The organism is Paenibacillus sp. J22R160 (assembly GCF_059692135.1).
In genome coordinates this window covers 608,256-624,029 of sequence record NZ_JCAUAU010000001.1, presented here as the reverse complement: position 1 = coordinate 624,029, position 15,774 = coordinate 608,256, and the positions used below count along the sequence as shown (strand labels likewise).

14 protein-coding genes and 2 pseudogenes are annotated in these 15,774 nt (G+C 44.5%); 10 read left to right on the top strand and 6 right to left on the bottom strand.

What is annotated here, in order from left to right:
• Positions 1 to 86 precede the first annotated feature (86 nt).
• Entirely contained in the window at positions 87 to 689 is a 603-nt protein-coding gene (locus AC58UW_RS02595) for a hypothetical protein (protein WP_497419154.1), read from the bottom strand.
• A gap of 75 nt (positions 690 to 764) precedes the next feature.
• On the bottom strand, positions 765 to 1,466 hold the full coding sequence (locus tag AC58UW_RS02590) for an N-formylglutamate amidohydrolase (protein ID WP_497419153.1): 702 nt from the start codon (positions 1,464 to 1,466) through the stop codon (positions 765 to 767).
• A 201-nt stretch (positions 1,467 to 1,667) separates the two neighbouring features.
• Here AC58UW_RS02590 and AC58UW_RS02585 point away from each other — a divergent pair, with 201 nt between their 5' ends.
• Genes AC58UW_RS02585 through AC58UW_RS02560 form a run of 6 tightly spaced genes read left to right on the top strand, consistent with a single transcriptional unit; the run spans position 1,668 to position 10,048 of the window.
• Positions 1,668 to 4,283 (top strand): putative amidoligase domain-containing protein, encoded by a 2,616-nt coding sequence (locus AC58UW_RS02585; protein WP_497419152.1) that lies wholly within the window; start codon positions 1,668 to 1,670, stop codon positions 4,281 to 4,283.
• A gap of 50 nt (positions 4,284 to 4,333) precedes the next feature.
• Positions 4,334 to 5,737 (top strand): Mur ligase family protein, encoded by a 1,404-nt coding sequence (locus AC58UW_RS02580; protein WP_497419151.1) that lies wholly within the window; start codon positions 4,334 to 4,336, stop codon positions 5,735 to 5,737.
• Positions 5,738 to 5,772: 35 nt separating this feature from the next.
• Positions 5,773 to 6,666 carry a phosphoenolpyruvate mutase gene (aepX, locus tag AC58UW_RS02575; RefSeq protein ID WP_497419322.1) on the top strand — a complete coding sequence of 298 codons (894 nt, stop codon included), beginning with the start codon at positions 5,773 to 5,775 and terminating at the stop codon, positions 6,664 to 6,666.
• On the top strand, positions 6,663 to 7,793 hold the full coding sequence (gene aepY, locus AC58UW_RS02570) for a phosphonopyruvate decarboxylase (protein ID WP_497419150.1): 1,131 nt from the start codon (positions 6,663 to 6,665) through the stop codon (positions 7,791 to 7,793). The genes aepX and aepY overlap by 4 nt, the downstream gene beginning before the upstream one ends.
• Positions 7,786 to 9,651, top strand: coding sequence for a 2-aminoethylphosphonate aminotransferase (locus AC58UW_RS02565; protein WP_497419149.1), 1,866 nt, complete (start codon positions 7,786 to 7,788; stop codon positions 9,649 to 9,651). The genes aepY and AC58UW_RS02565 overlap by 8 nt, the downstream gene beginning before the upstream one ends.
• On the top strand, positions 9,632 to 10,048 hold the full coding sequence (locus AC58UW_RS02560) for an NUDIX hydrolase (RefSeq protein WP_497419148.1): 417 nt from the start codon (positions 9,632 to 9,634) through the stop codon (positions 10,046 to 10,048). Before AC58UW_RS02565 ends, AC58UW_RS02560 begins: the two co-directional genes overlap by 20 nt.
• Positions 10,049 to 10,158: 110 nt before the next feature.
• Here AC58UW_RS02560 and AC58UW_RS02555 read toward each other — a convergent pair whose 3' ends face one another.
• On the bottom strand, positions 10,159 to 10,587 hold the full coding sequence (locus AC58UW_RS02555) for a hypothetical protein (protein ID WP_497419147.1): 429 nt from the start codon (positions 10,585 to 10,587) through the stop codon (positions 10,159 to 10,161).
• Here AC58UW_RS02555 and AC58UW_RS02550 point away from each other — a divergent pair.
• Positions 10,562 to 10,766, top strand: a pseudogene (locus AC58UW_RS02550) (heavy metal-binding domain-containing protein); the annotation flags it as partial. The gene AC58UW_RS02555 and the pseudogene AC58UW_RS02550 sit on opposite strands and share 26 nt — an antisense overlap.
• 737 nt (positions 10,767 to 11,503) lie before the next feature.
• Positions 11,504 to 12,097 carry a dihydrofolate reductase family protein gene (locus tag AC58UW_RS02545; RefSeq protein WP_497419146.1) on the top strand — a complete coding sequence of 198 codons (594 nt, stop codon included), beginning with the start codon at positions 11,504 to 11,506 and terminating at the stop codon, positions 12,095 to 12,097.
• 231 nt (positions 12,098 to 12,328) lie between these two features.
• Here AC58UW_RS02545 and AC58UW_RS02540 read toward each other — a convergent pair whose 3' ends face one another.
• Positions 12,329 to 12,754: a transposase gene (locus AC58UW_RS02540; RefSeq protein WP_497419145.1), complete on the bottom strand. Its 426-nt coding sequence runs from the start codon at positions 12,752 to 12,754 to the stop codon at positions 12,329 to 12,331.
• Positions 12,755 to 12,845: 91 nt separating this feature from the next.
• Here AC58UW_RS02540 and AC58UW_RS02535 point away from each other — a divergent pair, with 91 nt between their 5' ends.
• Both AC58UW_RS02535 and AC58UW_RS02530 read left to right on the top strand, forming a co-directional pair.
• On the top strand, positions 12,846 to 13,595 hold the full coding sequence (locus AC58UW_RS02535; protein WP_497419144.1) for a nucleotidyltransferase domain-containing protein: 750 nt from the start codon (positions 12,846 to 12,848) through the stop codon (positions 13,593 to 13,595).
• A gap of 251 nt (positions 13,596 to 13,846) precedes the next feature.
• Positions 13,847 to 14,479: a histidine phosphatase family protein gene (locus AC58UW_RS02530; RefSeq protein ID WP_497419143.1), complete on the top strand. Its 633-nt coding sequence runs from the start codon at positions 13,847 to 13,849 to the stop codon at positions 14,477 to 14,479.
• A gap of 261 nt (positions 14,480 to 14,740) precedes the next feature.
• On the opposite strand, the pseudogene AC58UW_RS02525 reads toward AC58UW_RS02530, so the two are convergent.
• Positions 14,741 to 15,160, bottom strand: a pseudogene (locus tag AC58UW_RS02525) (transposase); the annotation flags it as partial.
• A gap of 6 nt (positions 15,161 to 15,166) precedes the next feature.
• Complete coding sequence (locus AC58UW_RS02520) at positions 15,167 to 15,751, bottom strand: GNAT family N-acetyltransferase (RefSeq protein WP_497419142.1); 585 nt, start codon at positions 15,749 to 15,751, stop codon at positions 15,167 to 15,169.
• Positions 15,752 to 15,774: the final 23 nt, after the last annotated feature.

The window sequence follows — 15,774 nt, the reverse complement described above, 5'->3', positions numbered from 1 at the left end:
TTGTACATAAACTGGGCTAGGTTGCTCTCGCTGCGCACCATTGTTCTCGAAGTTAAGTGAAACAGAAAATTCTCTGAGCGTATCATCTAGCATGGTAGCTGAAACGAGTCTTGCTTTCGGTAAGAATCGACCGGTTTCAGCATTAATAACGGTGGACGCTTGATTGGCAATCGAAAACCAACTTTACAACCTCCGACTATTAACCATGAAAACGGGTATACGTCGACACTGGTGATACCTCCGGGTCTTGGCGGTGGCACTAAATCTACACTACCGTTTAATATGTCCATGGAAAGATTGAACACGACGTAGATAACCCGTGATAACAGGGGGCTTGGATTCGGTCCATTAGCCTCCAAGTCATTCTTTTTAGCCAAGAATAACTCTACAGCCTGCCTCACTTGCACAAATGGAACAGTATAGAATGTGAGGTGGTCATACTTATGACGAAACCATACGATTTGTGTGGGGACTTTAGGTTCTGTGCCGTTTAAAACGTCTCGTGGATTAGTTTGTTTCTGTATGAATGTCGTTTCTGGAAAAACGATGTGGTCAATCACATAGGGGATAATATGACCATTCTCATCTGGTAGGGACAAATCCTGGCCGGCCGCAATATCCAAATTCCGTAAACGAAGCCATGTGATGTTTGCAAAAAAGTTTCCTTCAAATTGAAAATCTAGAAACATCCTCTTATCTCCTAGATAATTTATTTAAGTGCACGTAATTATTTCAAGTAATCATTATGAAGAAAAAGGCGAACCTTAGGGTTCGCCTTTTTCTTCTGCAATCGGCCAAGTTACAAACTGGGACTGAAAATCCTGGATCACCTCAGCCAGAAGCAGGACGATGGTGTCCCGGTGGAATTGGCGGAGAGTGCGAGAAATCTCGATTTGGAACGAGTGGAAGTTTGGCCCATATCCCGGGTATGCAATACCATCACCAAGCCGATGGTAGGCAAGTGATTTATCACCACGAAAGTTTCGATCGAACACGATGCTGATTTCGGGCATGATCGCTTTGACCTTGTCCGTTAAGGCAGCCTGCAACCATATTCTCATCTCTGCCGAACAAGACGCATCATTCAAGGTACCAACCTCGATGGCATGAGGACCATAATGTACATCCTGCATGCCATGGATCGACAAGTGGAGAAAAGGCTTATTTACGAGCTGCTGGTCATCAAGTATGCACAAATGATCCAGAATACGGCGCAGTGTTTTCTTATATTCGTGCAGCGCTTCGTTATTTGTACCGTCAGGAGCTCTGTTCAGATCCGCTTGTGTCCTTGATACTGTGCCAATGATACTTGCAATCCCGAGCATTTCTATAAGTTTTATGACGATTTTATCCGTATTCAGATCGGCTTTCGGTGGGGTGGCATGAACCGCATCCAGATGACAGCACCACATTCCGTTGCCTTTGTGATATTTCAAATAGGTCAAGTGTTTGAACGAGAGGGACATGAATAACACTCCTTTACAGACGGTTGGCTGAAAAGATTCGATCGATTCTACGGGATTGCCTCGTACTATAGCAAATGCGCAAATTGATAGCGATGTGATCATGGTTGCAACTTGATGAACAAATTAGTTGAACGCACAGGAAATCTGAAATAAACCACATACACTAAAACTAACTTCTTTAACAAGATGGAGGACATACATGTGGAACGACTGAACGAAGGTATCGGGCAGACGATCGATAAAGAGCTCCTTCTCCAAACGCTTACATTGAATAATGTTCCCGCCATAGAGCTTGTGGATTTGAAATCATGCACGTATCCTGTTGTCGGTCGTAAATACGGTCATCATGAAGGAAAGGACCTTTCCATCGTCTATACACAGGAGCAAGCCATGGAAGAACGAGCGGATTATTTGACTAAGCTGTATTGGATTGAAAAAGAATATCGACTGGTCATCGCAGGCCTCCATGTGTTGAGTGCTCAGGAAGCGAAGGCGCAGCAAATGGTATTCAATGAAATTCCCGTACGCACGGCAAGTTATGGTTGGACATGGCAGGACATCAATCCTGCTGATTTACCGCTGGAATGGTTAAGCTTGTCGACTCGGGCCTTGTATGTGACCGGTTTGACGAACGGATACGTAAAAATCGGTCAATTAATGAACCAAACAGCAATCGTCATCGATATTCAAGAAGCAGTTCTGCCGCTTGATGCACCGCTTGATGAGGATCCAAAGCAATGTTCGATGGGTGCGGATATCGAATTTATGCTGCGTTGTGATGGTGAGCTTGTGGCGGCGTCACACTTTTTTCCTGTTGAGGGTCCGGTCGGGTGCGATGATCGGCAAATCGAGCAGGACAGCGGTGAATATGCGTTGGCGGAAATACGGCCCAAAGAGGCTAGCGAACCACATGAGCTTTTTAACAATATCCACTTGCTTATTGAGGATGCGTCGATGAGGGTTCCCTTTGCGAATGTGGAGTTTTTGGCAGGAAGCATGCCGTTCTCGGGATATCAGTGCGGCGGGCATATCCATTTTGGCGTGCCGGTAACATTACCTTTCCTGCGTGCACTCGATGAGTATTTGGCGATCCCTATGGCCATGGTCGAGGAATCGTACACTGCCAGACAAAGACGCAAAACGAAGCATGGCGGTTTGGGCCGTTATCGGGTGAAGCCGTATGGATTCGAGTATTTATCGCTAAGCTCTTGGATCGTAGATCCGCAAATAACACTTGCCGTACTCTGTCTCGCCAGTCTCATCGCCACACATCACCACGAAATGCCATGTAGTATCTTATTTGAGCCTGTCGTTCAACGCGCTTATTATCAGGGAAATCAAATGCTCCTCAAACGTTATTGGCATGAACTTAAGAAACGGATCACGCAGACCTCGGGCTTTTTCTCGTATGAACGGGAACTTTCCATCCTTTTTGATCGGATTGAATCGGAGGATATTTATAATGAAGCAGTCGATATTCGAAGAAACTGGGGATTCCAGGCGGAACATCGGCTGTTTGATCGGGGGCTGATTATTCAGGTCCCTAAGAAAATAAGAACGAAGTGTAATCTTCAGGACGGACAAATGGTTCACGTTCGTGTTGGGAAGTCTTTGACTTCGGCGACCATACGAGCATATCCGTTTTCTTTCATGGATGCGAACAGGGTATTGCTTTCAAAATCGCTTTGCGAAACACTGTCGATACCCAAAGATTGGAATCCCAAAATTCATGCGCACAAAGGAGTGCTCTCACTAGGGCCGGTGCTGGGGATTCTGGCAAATCGTCCTTTTGAGCGGCAAGCTTCGTACTTCCAGCATCTCTCTCGTCTGGCCAAAGAGAAGCAGATGCTTCTTTATGTGTTCGAACCCGGAGATATTCATTGGGAGAAAATGCAGATTAGGGTCTCCTCCATTTACGGAGAGGGTATTTATCCATTTCCATCTGTTGTCTATGACCGCTATTTTGCGGCCAATATGGAACAGGTTCAAACATTGAGTGATCTGCGTTACAAGCTACAGTCCGTCTATGAAATCCCATTTATTAATCCCCCGAGTTTGTTTCAAATTACCGGCGATAAGTGGAGTTCTCACCTCGTCCTTGCCAAGTCGCTTCAAGATCATCTGCCGGATACTCGTCTGCTCGAGAGTTTATCCGGTGTGATGGAGATGCTTGACCGTTATGGCGAAATATTTTTGAAGCCTTCGCAAGGCGCATTCGGAAGAGGCGTATTACAAATCGTCAGACGTCCGTCGGGCATCTATTGGATGCGCTCAGGAGAACGATTATTTAAGAAGCTGACGAAAATGGAAGAGTTAGAATCCCTTGTAACGACTTTGAAGACAAATGAAACATACCTCATTCAGGAAGGCATTCGGCGCAAACAGCTCGGTGGCAATCACGTGGAAATCCGCGTTTATATGCAGCAAAACGGCCAGCAGAAGTGGGTCCGAACGGGAATGGTTACACGGCTTACAAGTGTAGGTGTGCTGACGGATGAATCGGAAATCAATAGGCGATCCAGTCAAGTGCTTGACCGAATCTATCCGAATGTCGCAGATAGAAACCGCATGCGGGAACAACTGGCGGAGGTAGCAAAAAGTGTGGTCTTAGCGATCGAAGAAGTATCCGGTGCCTACGGTGAAGTAGCTATTGATCTTTGCATTGATGCCTTTGATTTCGTGAAAATTTTGGAAATTAATAGCAAGCCAGATAATTTATTTTCACAAATTAAGGCGTATAAGCTTCGCAATCTGGCCGGCAATCGGCTGCTGAATTATGCAGTGTCATTAGCCGGTTATAACGTCGATGAGAGCTGAGCTCAAACTAATGAGCAAGTTACAAATCTCCTTCAATGAGGTGATGTCCATTGATAAATTTGCCGCTGAACGAGATTATTGGTGTGACTGGCGGTCAGCTACGTCATGGTTCGGGCAACCCGGTTATTTCGCATGTAATAACTGAATCCTTGAAAGAAATCGAAGACGGCACACTCGTGTTTCATCTCGATCGCGATCCAATCAGAGGGGGTTACTGGAAAAAAAACAGTTCCATTGTAATCATCACTGATGAGCCTGAACAATGTACAGACTTGGGTGAGCATATCGTTCTGATTGAATCTGCTGATATTCATGAAGCCTACTGGAACTTTGTCCATTATTACAGAAGCTTAATTCACATTCCAGTCATTGGCGTCACGGGCACCTGCGGCAAAACAACGACAAAGGAAATGATCAAGCATATTCTTAAAAAGGATTCTAAGGTCAAAGCCACCTGGATGAGCCTCAACTCCAAGTCACATAACTTGCGTTATTTACTAGGTATTGATGAGAATACAGGTGCGGCAGTGTTTGAAATGCCGGTCGTCTATCCGGGTTATTTGCGGACCAGTTGCGAATATTTTAAGCCGCAAATCCGAATTTTGCTGAACATCGGCGTTCATCACTTAGCCGATAGCGAAACACCGGAGGCGTACATGAAAGCGAAAGCGGAAATCATGCACGCGATGGATCCCGAACATGATACGCTCATCCTGAACGCGGATGATGACAATATCCGCAGATATGTTGATGCAAGCCATCTGCAACGGGTTGTCTATATCGGCAAGAGCAGCCATTCAGACTTCCGAATCGGATTTATTGCCTATGATGAAGATGGAATGACCTTTCAGTTTGAGCATGAAGGACAGTCCTATGAGGCGTTCGTACCAGGTTACGGTGAACATAACGTGTACAATGCATTAGCCTCTATTGCAGCCGCATCTCATGCAGGTGTTAATATTCGGACATGCGTGATACGGATTGCCGATTTCCAGCAAGTGGAGGAACATATGGAATTCAAACGAGGTAATAATGGCTGTACGGTCATTGACGACACCTGGAATTCTTCATCCATGTCAACAATTACTGGACTTCAAGTGCTGCAGGATGTTTCTATGGGGAAGACATCAATAGCCCTTCTTGGCTACATTCCGCAGTTGGGAGAAGGACCCTACGCCGATTATGAATATGCGTTATTAGGGGAGAAAGCGGCTGCAGCGAATGTCGACCTGCTTATCGCAGTGGGACCGGAAGCGGTAGGGATCGGGGAGCGTGCGATTGAGGTCGGGATGGATCCAGCCAAAGTACGCTTTTGTGAGAATGGAGCTGAAATCTATAAGGTGCTGCAGCCCTACTTCAATGAAAATACCGTTATTTTACTTGAAATTACTCACCGTGTGATGACACAGCCTTCCTTCGCAGCGCTCAAGCAAAAGCTCATCCCAGAAGATTAAGTGAAAAGAATGGGGGAAGCTTGATGAATCAAGTAATGAAAAAATCGGCGCAATTAAGAAGCTTAATCTACAGTGATAAGCTGGAGATGATTATGGAAGCGCACAACGCGATATCTGCGAAAATCGTGGAAGAAGCCGGTTTTCAAGGGATATGGGGAAGCGGGTTATCCATATCTGCAGCCTTAGGTGTCCGCGATAACAATGAGGCCTCATGGACGCAGATCCTGGATGTATTGGAATTTATGAACGATTCGGCTTCAATTCCGATTTTGCTTGATGGCGATACGGGCTATGGAAATTTCAATAACGCCAGACGATTGGTCAAGAAGCTGGAGCAACGGCAGATTGCAGGCGTGTGCATCGAAGATAAGCTGTTTCCAAAAACAAATTCGTTCATCAATGGTGAATCTCAACCGCTAGCGAATGTGGATGAATTTTGTGGCAAGATCAAAGCGATGAAAGATACGCAGAACGATCCGGATTTTGTGGTTGTGTCCAGAGTCGAAGCGTTCATTGCAGGACATGGACTGAAAGAAGCGTTAGATAGAGCGGAAGCTTACCGGCAAGCTGGAACGGATGCGGTACTGATTCATAGTAAACGGTCCGATTTATCTGAAATTGAATCGTTTATGAAGGAATGGGGGAAACGGCTACCTGTCGTCATCGTTCCGACAAAATATTACACGACACCAACCGAACGATTTAGGGAGCTCGGCATCAGTCTTACGATCTGGGCGAATCATAGCCTGCGTGCGTCCATTACAGCGATGCAGCAGGCTACTCGGCAGATTTATGCAGACGGACACCTGATGAATGTGGAAAATCGTGTCGCGTCTATGGAAGAAGTGTTCCGGCTGCAAGGGGCAGCTGAGCTTGTCGAAGCAGAGAAAAAATATTTACCTGCTGGTAGGAACGGTGATGCAAATTGATCGAGACTAACAAATTTGGTGCCAAACTGAAGCGGATGGGGTATGACTTTTACAGTGGGGTACCCTGCTCATTTCTAGAAGCCCTAATCAATTACTCTATCAACGAGTGCCGTTACATCAAGGCCTCCGGAGAAGGCGAAGTAGTCGCCATAGCAGCAGGCGCATATCTTGGAGGGTCCAAACCCGTCGTGTTGATGCAAAATTCTGGATTGACCAATGCCATTTCACCGTTATCCTCGCTGATCTACCCTTTTCATATTCCGCTTCTTGGCTTTGTGAGTTTGCGTGGTGAGCCAGGTCTTGCCGATGAACCGCAGCACGAACTCATGGGGCAAATTACGGAACAGATGCTTACTCTGCTCAATATTAAATGGGAATATTTATCATTCAACCTTGACGAAGCTATCATACAACTGCAGGCTGCAGATGAAACCATCATGAATAATAGCCCGTTCTTCTTTATTGTGCGAAGCGGAACATTCGAGCCGGAGCCGCTTCGTAATCAGGACACTACGGCATCCATCAATTTGCTCAAACAGCCTAAAAGGAACAAGGACCAGTTTCCTACTCGCTACGAAGCTTTAGGTGTTATAAATGAGCTGAAAGATGAAAGCACGGTCATGCTGGCGACCACTGGCAAAACGGGCAGAGAACTTTATACGCTAGAGGATGCACCCAATCACCTATATATGGTAGGCTCCATGGGATGTGTGAGCACGCTTGGACTAGGGCTATCATTGAAGCGCAGCGACAAACAGGTCATTGCTATTGACGGCGACGGAGCGCTGCTCATGCGGATGGGCAGTCTTGCCGTCAACGGCCATTACAGTCCACCTAATCTCCTCCACGTTCTCTTGGATAATAATGCCCACGATTCTACCGGAGGGCAGCAGACCGTCTCACATACCGTGAACTTCGTTGAGGCAGCCGCAGCTTGCGGCTATGAGAATGCAATTTACATCCATCACCTGGATGAATTGAAGGCTGCGATTGCAGCTTGGCAGAAAAAGCCTAAACTTACTTTTCTTCAAATGAAAATAGCGAAAGGATCATTGAAAAATTTGGGACGACCGCAAATGAAGCCTTACGAAATCAAAGAACGATTGCAGGTGTTTCTGAATGATTAGAACAGCGGCCATTGTTGCGGCAGGTCTGGGAAGCCGGATGGGGGCGAGGACGGCCGATCGTCCCAAAGGTTTTTTGCTTGTGGATGACCTGCCGCTCATCGAGCATTCGATCAATAAGTTAATCGACGCCGGCATCCGTAAAATCATCATCGGCACAGGATATTTGAGCGAGTGGTATGAGGATTTAAGCAGGCTGTACCCGCAAATTATTTGTGTTCATAATCCGGATTTCTCTACAACCGGAAGCCTGCAAACCCTCTATCAATTAAAAGAAGAAATTGATGAAGATTTTCTCCTGCTGGAATCGGACTTGCTTTATGAACGTCAGGCGCTGCACGCTTTGCTTGCTCATTCACAGGCTGACATCGTATTGGCAAGTGGACCCACGCATTCGAGTGACGAAGTATTTATTGAAGCGGATGAGCGTCAGCACCTTGTTCATATGTCGAAAATCGTGACAGAGATCAGTTGTCTTTACGGCGAACTGGTCGGAATTACCAAAATTTCATTAGCTGTCTTTCGGCAAATTTGCGAATTTGCGGCTGTGACATTGTGTGAAAAGCCGGAGCTTCACTACGAAGATGCACTTGTGGGCATCGCCAAACACGCGAACATTCTCGTCCACAAGGTGGAGGATCTGGCCTGGTGCGAGATGGATAACGAGCAGCATTTGCAGCGAGCGCTTCATGTGATCTTTCCAATCGTTCAAGCTAGAGATGCAATGCCCGTTAACGTAGTAAGGAAGGTGTTGCTGAACCCCGGTCCAGCCACGACAACGGATACCGTTAAATATGCTCAAATCGTTCCTGATATTTGCCCGAGAGAACAGGGGTTCGGTGAGGTGTTGACGTTCATAGCCACCGAGTTGACCCAGTTTGCAGCAGATGACCCTGACACCTATACAACCGTGTTGTTCGGCGGCTCAGGCACGGCAGCCGTGGAGTCGATTCTCAGCTCCGTTGTCGATCAGAATGCAATTATCATCATAAATAACGGCGCATACGGCAAACGGATGTGCCAAATCGCAGAAGCGTACGGGCTGCCACTTTTGGAATTTGTGAGTCCCGTGGACGACGCGCTCGATCTTGCAGCTTTGGAAACCTTCATAGCGACAAGTGCACAGCCCGTTTCCCATCTGGCGATCGTGCATAGCGAAACGACGACAGGGCTTTTAAACGATATTGAAGCTGTCGGAGCACTTTGCCAAACGTATCAAATCCAAATGATCGTAGATGCGATGAGCTCGTTCGCCGCCATCCCGATTCAGATGGAGCAAATGAATATAAGTTACTTGGCGGCAAGCTCGAACAAAAATTTGCAGGGAATGGCCGGTATTTCTTTTGTTATCGCCAAAACCGACCATTTGGAAGCGTCACGGCTTATTCATCCAAGAAACTTTTATCTCCATCTTTATTCTCAGTATCACCATCAGAAGACGACGCAGCAAATGCGGTTTACACCGCCTGTCCAAACATTCTATGCCTTAAAACAGGCCATCATCGAGACGAAAAGGGAAGGGATTCCTTATCGATATGCACGCTACCAAAAGTCATGGCGCGTGCTCATTGAAGGGCTTCAGAAGCTCGGTCTTTCCTATTTAGTTCCCGACAAGCATCATTCGAAGCTGATCACTTCAATTGTGGAACCGTCCTCCGAGAGCTTCAATTTCCTTGAAATGCACGATTATTTCTACAGCAATTCCATTACGATATATCCAGGGAAATTGGATCGTTTGAATACTTTTCGTATTGCCAATATAGGGGATATCACGTATATGGATATTGAACGTTTTCTATATCTTCTAGAACAATATCTAACGAAAGTGGGAGGTGGCGCAGTTGACCATTCGAACACATAGACTGGCTGTAGCTGTTATGGTCTTGACAGATGACGGCAAAGTGCTTTTAATGTATGATCACCGCAGAGGCTGGGAGTTTCCAGGGGGGTATGTCGAGGAGGGGGAATCCTTGAAGTCAGCGGCAATAAGAGAAGTCGAGGAAGAGTCCGGTATCCAGATACGACTGACCCGTTTTGCCGGGATTGAACAGGATGTGTCGCGTTCCCTGTGCGTCTTTTTATTTGAAGGGAAACCTATCGGCGGTACGCTGGCTGGCTCCGATGAACATCAGGATCTCAGTTATTTCCCTTTGGAAGAGGCGTTCAACAAGATCACGCTTCAGATATATAAAGACCGCATTCATCGTTACATGAATAAGAAGAGACAGGCATTTATCATTGAAGTTAATGGAGATTAGTTTCAAAATCCCCAACGTGATTGCACGGCGGGGATTTTTGTTTATGTAAATAATACCAAATGACAAGAACTTTATCCCATCATCACCTGGAAACGCGGCACATTGAATCATTACATTCTCCCGGCGAACGGTTTATCGCCGTCAGCCGTTAACCATATATCGAGCTGCTTGCCGTAATATTCGAGGTTTAATCTCGTATTCATGCGCCAGGTTGCGGGAACGTGAGCGAGGTCAATCCGGTAGAATCCGTTCTCGTCCGTTACGGCTTGCATGTTGCTGTCGTAGAGCAATAAATTATCCGCATTTATGATTACATCCGGTATAGGGTTACCCTGCCCGTTAAGCAAGTAGCCCTTTACGACGTACGGTTCAACTTTCCCTGCAGACGGTACGGGTACAGGTGTCGGCGTTGGTGTCGGTTCCGGGTCTGTGGTTTTTCCAGCGCCCTTGATCTTGATAGTCCAAACATTGCTGCTACAGGAGAAGTCGACATGAGGAAACGTCAAGGGCGACAGTCGTGGGCTTAGCGCTGACATCATAGCAGGATTCAAAAGTTTGGTGGGAGGCGAAATCCACGGACCGCTTGGTACAAAATGCTCAGGCAATGGGCGCGAACGCCATCGTGATGGTCCGCTTTGATTCAGGGGAAATTGGAAAAACGATGGGCGAAATTGTAGCATACGGCACCGTCGTAGTGGTTGAAAAAGATAGAGAATGAACTGGATCCTATAGAAAAATGGAAAGAAATAACGCGCTCAACGCCGATTTTGAATAAAAATAAGAAGAGAGAGCAATAGAAAATACGTTGCAAGGTTTGACTATTTATCGCTCAGAATCCGAATGCAGACCTTTTTCATTATTGAATGGTGGGTAAAACAAGAAAAGTTAACAGTAGGAGAGAAGGTTGGAATGAGTTGGTCTTAATTTTGAAGACGAAATGGCTACGAAACTTCCTGTTGGAGTAGAAATTTTTGAGCCAATCAAGAAAATTGGACCAGTATTAATAGTCAAATTAAATGGTAAGGAAATTAGATATTTGGGATTAATCGAGGGTTAAATCTTTGTCTGGCGTTCCGCTCACTTGTCATTTATCGGAACAAATTGTCGGGTGACAAGAACTTTATCTCATTCCCGACGGAAGGCCAGGGGGAGTTTTTTCCAAATGATTAAATAAACCGAGGGACGGGCAGGATTGCTTAATAAAATGTGGAATTATAATTACTATTTAGTGTAGTAGGCGGGTGACTTGTAAAAGACATTAGCAATGTCGACTTAAATAACGAAAAATGAATTTGCTCGGATACGATATTGCTGGAGATTGGGGTAATTGTTGCGGCAGCATGAGGGCGGGCAACGTTATGAACAATTTCAAAAGATATACGGAAGAATTCTAAGACCAAATTAATGAAAGAACATTAAGTCAGTTAGTAATCCAGATATAGGAGGAACTCAATAATGAGAAAAATTATTGTGCATGAACATGTCTCCCTTGATGGTGTCATACAAGCCCCAGGCGGGCCAGACGAAGATGTCAGCAATGGCTTCGCATATGGCGGGTGGTCAGCGCCATATTCTAACGAGACCGTTGGAACGCTCCTGAGAAAGCAGATGAACATGCCGTTCGATCTGTTGTTAGGACGCAAAACCTATGAAATTTGGGCACCGTATTGGCCGCGACATGCGGACGTATGGCCAAGGGCTAACAAGGCAACCAAGTACGTCGCCTCAAACACCATGACATCTGGCGAATGGCAGCCGTCCGAGTTTTTAAGTGGAGATATTGCTGAAAAAATCACTCAAATCAAGCAACAGCAAGGGCCAGATTTGCATGTTTGGGGAAGCGGTGATCTCATTCAGACGCTTTACAAGCATGATTTGGTCGATGTGTTCTGGCTGATGATATATCCTATAACGTTAGGCAGTGGAAAGCGGTTGTTTGCTGATGGCACGATCCCGGCGGCATTCAAGGTGACGGAAAGCAAAGTCGCTCCGAATGGCGTTATTGTCGTGAATTACGAGCGTGCCGGCGCAATCACAACCGGGAGTTAAAACAAAACCTGCTGCTTAACTACCATGAAAAATAAAATGCAGGCAGTCGAAGAAAAAGACATCACTAAAGAAGAAGCGGCACAGACGCTTTTTAAAATCTGAAATGCAAAGGAGGGATTGGTAAACCTTGGATCAGGAGACTTCAGAAATTGTAACGTTTAGCCTAAGGTTTCAAGTCTTCGGACTGAATTTCTTACAATAGATCCAAGCTTTTGTTTATCAAAATAATCTTCACCTAAATCTACATACATTTCTTTTCTTGTCAGTAGATAAAAAGCGATTCTTAGCATGGCGTGTGCTACTACAATAGCTGCGCGTTTCCTGCCTTTTCGCGCTAATGTTCGCCTGTACATAGCCCCAAGGTAGTTTTTTGGATGCACCTACGGAGTGTGCGGCTTCTGTTAATGCAGATTTTAGATATTTGTTTCCTTTCTTTCCTTTAGAAGACTTCCTTTTGCCAGCGCTCTCATTATGTCCAGGTACTAGTGCTGCCCATGAACACAAGTGAGCCGCGCTTGGAAACTGGTCATTAATGTTTGTTCCTATTTCAGCTAGGATTTGCTCAGCCATTCGAGTGGCAATTCCGGGTATAGAATCTAATCGCTCGATATCCTCTTGATTTGAGATGACTCTCTGCGAAACCTCTTGATCTAACATCTCAATTTGCTCAGTAAGGAAGTCAATATGAGCTAAAATAGTTTTTATATCGTCGATACTTTTAAGGCCATCATTGGTTAAGAGGGTGGAGGTGAATGAATTGATAAACGAGAAAAAAGCATGGCAGATTGCAGAGGAATTTTCTCGTGAAATTGCGAGAAAAATTGATGGTCACCTAAAGGCTGTTGTAGTTATTGGCTCATTAGCAGATGGAAATTATAAGCCTGGAAAAAGTGATATAGATACAGTGCTAATCGTAGATGATGATTTTACAAGAGAACAAAAAATTGAGGTTAAGGAAATAGCAATATCATTCCGAGATAAATATGGGATTCCAAAAGATTTTGGGGCTGTTGTAATCAAGGAAACGGAATTGAAACCACCATTTGACCCAACTCAAGAACTTGTGCCAGAAATCCTGAGATTAAAGCGCCAGGGGGTCATCATTAGCGGAGATTACGTATTAAATGACATATCTGAGCCTACAAATGAAGACATAAAAGATTTTGTTCGAACATTTTATCCGTGGCTAAGGACGAACTACATTGACAAACGTCCAATTGAAGCACGAACAATTGAAGCAGTGGTAAACACGCTTCTTTATGAATTGCGATTATATGTCTGGGCATTTCAAGATGAATATGTATTCAACAAAGATGCGGTGCTTAATCGGTTCCTAACAATACCCGAAGGGAATATCTTTCACTCCAAACTTCAAATCGTTGCTCAACATTTTAACGGCGATATATCTACTGTCAACATTGAAGAAATCGAGGCGCTTTTGCTTGATATTTCGGTATTTGTTCGTAAGGAAATCCCTTGGTCAAACAGAATTGGCTAAGGGAACGAACATAGTATGAATGTTAATACGGAACTTTCATTACGCTAACGAAAACTTTAGTACATTTACGAGGTTGCCCGAAACGATAGCTGAGAAGCTTGCTTGATGGCAGGCTTCTTTTTTATTCTCTTTGATGTAACACGTATGAATTAGATTTATTTATCTTTCTAAGAACATAGAAATAAAGTACAATCTAATTAGATGCACATCTAATTAGACGTTAATAAAATTGCTAAAAAGGAGTGCTGATAATGAGCACTGATTTTTTTCTTGTAAGACATGCTATTAAAGAGAAAGATATAGGTGATGTCTCTATTTCAGTTGAAGGCTTAAAGCAAGCACATGTAACGGCAAGCCATTTTGAAAAATTGCCCATATCTAGAATATTCAGCAGTCCTCTTAAGAGAGCGAAACAAACCGCTCAGATCATTGGTAACGCAACAAGATTACCGATTTTAGAGAATCTTCGCTTGCGAGAACGTGCTAATTGGGGTGACATATCAGGACAAACCTTTCAGGAGTTTGTTGAAATGTGGAATCGGTGTACGATAGAAAGGGACTTTTTGCCTCCCATCGGAGATTCCGCAAGAATTGCTGGTGAGCGATTGTCTTCATGTCTATTAGAAATATCAATTCAATACCCTCAGGAAAGCATTGTCATAGTTACTCACGGCGGATTGATTACAGACTTTTTACTAAATGAATATTCTCAAGATGAGCTGAATAAAAAACACCCGAATTTTATAGTTGAGCAAAGCAATAAGTACACGCGGTTACCCCGGCAACTCGGCAGCCGCGTTAAGCTAACAGTAAGCGTTAGTGGAACATTTCTCAGTATTTCAGAAGAGAGGGGTAAATATTTTGGAGAACAAACTAACTCCTAAGCTCCTAAGCAACAAAAACGACAGCAAGAGCGTGAAATTATTGACAAGTATCATAAATTCGTAACTGAACAAGCACTGGAACCCTTGTACCAATCTTTTTTGGATTGGAAATCAGAGACATTGTCATACTCTGAACTAACTGAACTAATTCACCTATTCCATAAGAAGAACCAGGAGATCTACAAGGACTTTGCGAACTCAGATCATAAAAACCTCCTTCTACTAGCAAAACTCAGTTGCGGGATGAAATATTCAAGGAAACTAGGGACTATCTTGTATCAGAGAGCACTCAAACCATCCTTGGTTGTAGTCTTCATCACTACGGGCCATTCCTACTAAGAGTCGAGCTAGCTTTCCACAAAGCTTCATAATAGACTTCATCTTTTTAAGCTTTTTCACCTGAACATTGTAGTGGTATAAGGCTTTAAATTCTTGGTTACTCATGACCATGCATATGGTAATTAAATAGAGAAAGTGACGCAGGCGTGGACGGCCTCGTTTACTGAGCTTCAGTTGTGCCTTCCATTTCCCAGAGCTTGCTTCGGTCACATTGAGGCCTGCATGACGAAGTAGAGCGTTCCCGTGCGCATAACCTCTAAGATCCCCAGACTCTACTAAAACACCAACTAGAGCAATTGGATTTATGCCAGTAATGGCAAGGATTTTGCCTGAATAGGGGATATCTCGCTAAGAAATTCCGTTCATTAATTCCCATTCTTCGCGGAGAATTCCCATTTTTATCGAATCGTAATAAACTCCGTTAACTATACGAGCTTTTCGAATCCTACCCTCATGAAGCATACCGATTTTTTCTGCCAGACGAATCATTCGATCATTTCCCGACCATGTCGATATACCAACGCGTGCAACATCAATATGCTGAAAAATATAATCCGTCCACATTTTAAACGCTTCGGTGCCGTATCCACCAGACCAATAATTTGAATTTAAGATAACAATTCCATTATTTAGCCAGTTAGTTTGTTTATCAACCCAATACCAACCAACCGTGCCGATAAGCTGGTTGTCGGCTTCGATAACCAGCTTTGATCTTGGCTGCTGTGTTCCCACAGCAGATAATATTGGCTCATATTCGTCCCGATAAAATGATTCAAAGGATTTAGGCTGGGGAGGATGATAAGGCGCATTCCAATTTAGATGTTCACGATCTTTTGCTTCGTATCTCCAAAAGTAAATTTCTTTCACGTCTTGCATCGTTAAATCTCTTAAGAGAACCTTGTTTCCAAGTCTCATTACAAGTTTGGTTGTCATTGGCTAGCCATCCTTTTCTAGGC

Excerpts from the sequence above, each read along its gene's own strand:
- AC58UW_RS02565 (WP_497419149.1), top strand. The coding sequence starts at position 7,786 with ATGATTAGAACAGCGGCCATTGTTGCGGCAGGTCTGGGAAGCCGGATG.
- AC58UW_RS02540 (WP_497419145.1), bottom strand. The coding sequence starts at position 12,754 with ATGTTAGATCAAGAGGTTTCGCAGAGAGTCATCTCAAATCAAGAGGAT.
- AC58UW_RS02555 (WP_497419147.1), bottom strand. The coding sequence starts at position 10,587 with ATGATGTCAGCGCTAAGCCCACGACTGTCGCCCTTGACGTTTCCTCAT.
- AC58UW_RS02590 (WP_497419153.1), bottom strand. The coding sequence starts at position 1,466 with ATGTCCCTCTCGTTCAAACACTTGACCTATTTGAAATATCACAAAGGC.
- AC58UW_RS02520 (WP_497419142.1), bottom strand. The coding sequence starts at position 15,751 with ATGACAACCAAACTTGTAATGAGACTTGGAAACAAGGTTCTCTTAAGA.
- aepX (WP_497419322.1), top strand. The coding sequence starts at position 5,773 with ATGAAAAAATCGGCGCAATTAAGAAGCTTAATCTACAGTGATAAGCTG.
- AC58UW_RS02545 (WP_497419146.1), top strand. The coding sequence starts at position 11,504 with ATGAGAAAAATTATTGTGCATGAACATGTCTCCCTTGATGGTGTCATA.
- AC58UW_RS02530 (WP_497419143.1), top strand. The coding sequence starts at position 13,847 with ATGAGCACTGATTTTTTTCTTGTAAGACATGCTATTAAAGAGAAAGAT.
- AC58UW_RS02595 (WP_497419154.1), bottom strand. The coding sequence starts at position 689 with ATGTTTCTAGATTTTCAATTTGAAGGAAACTTTTTTGCAAACATCACA.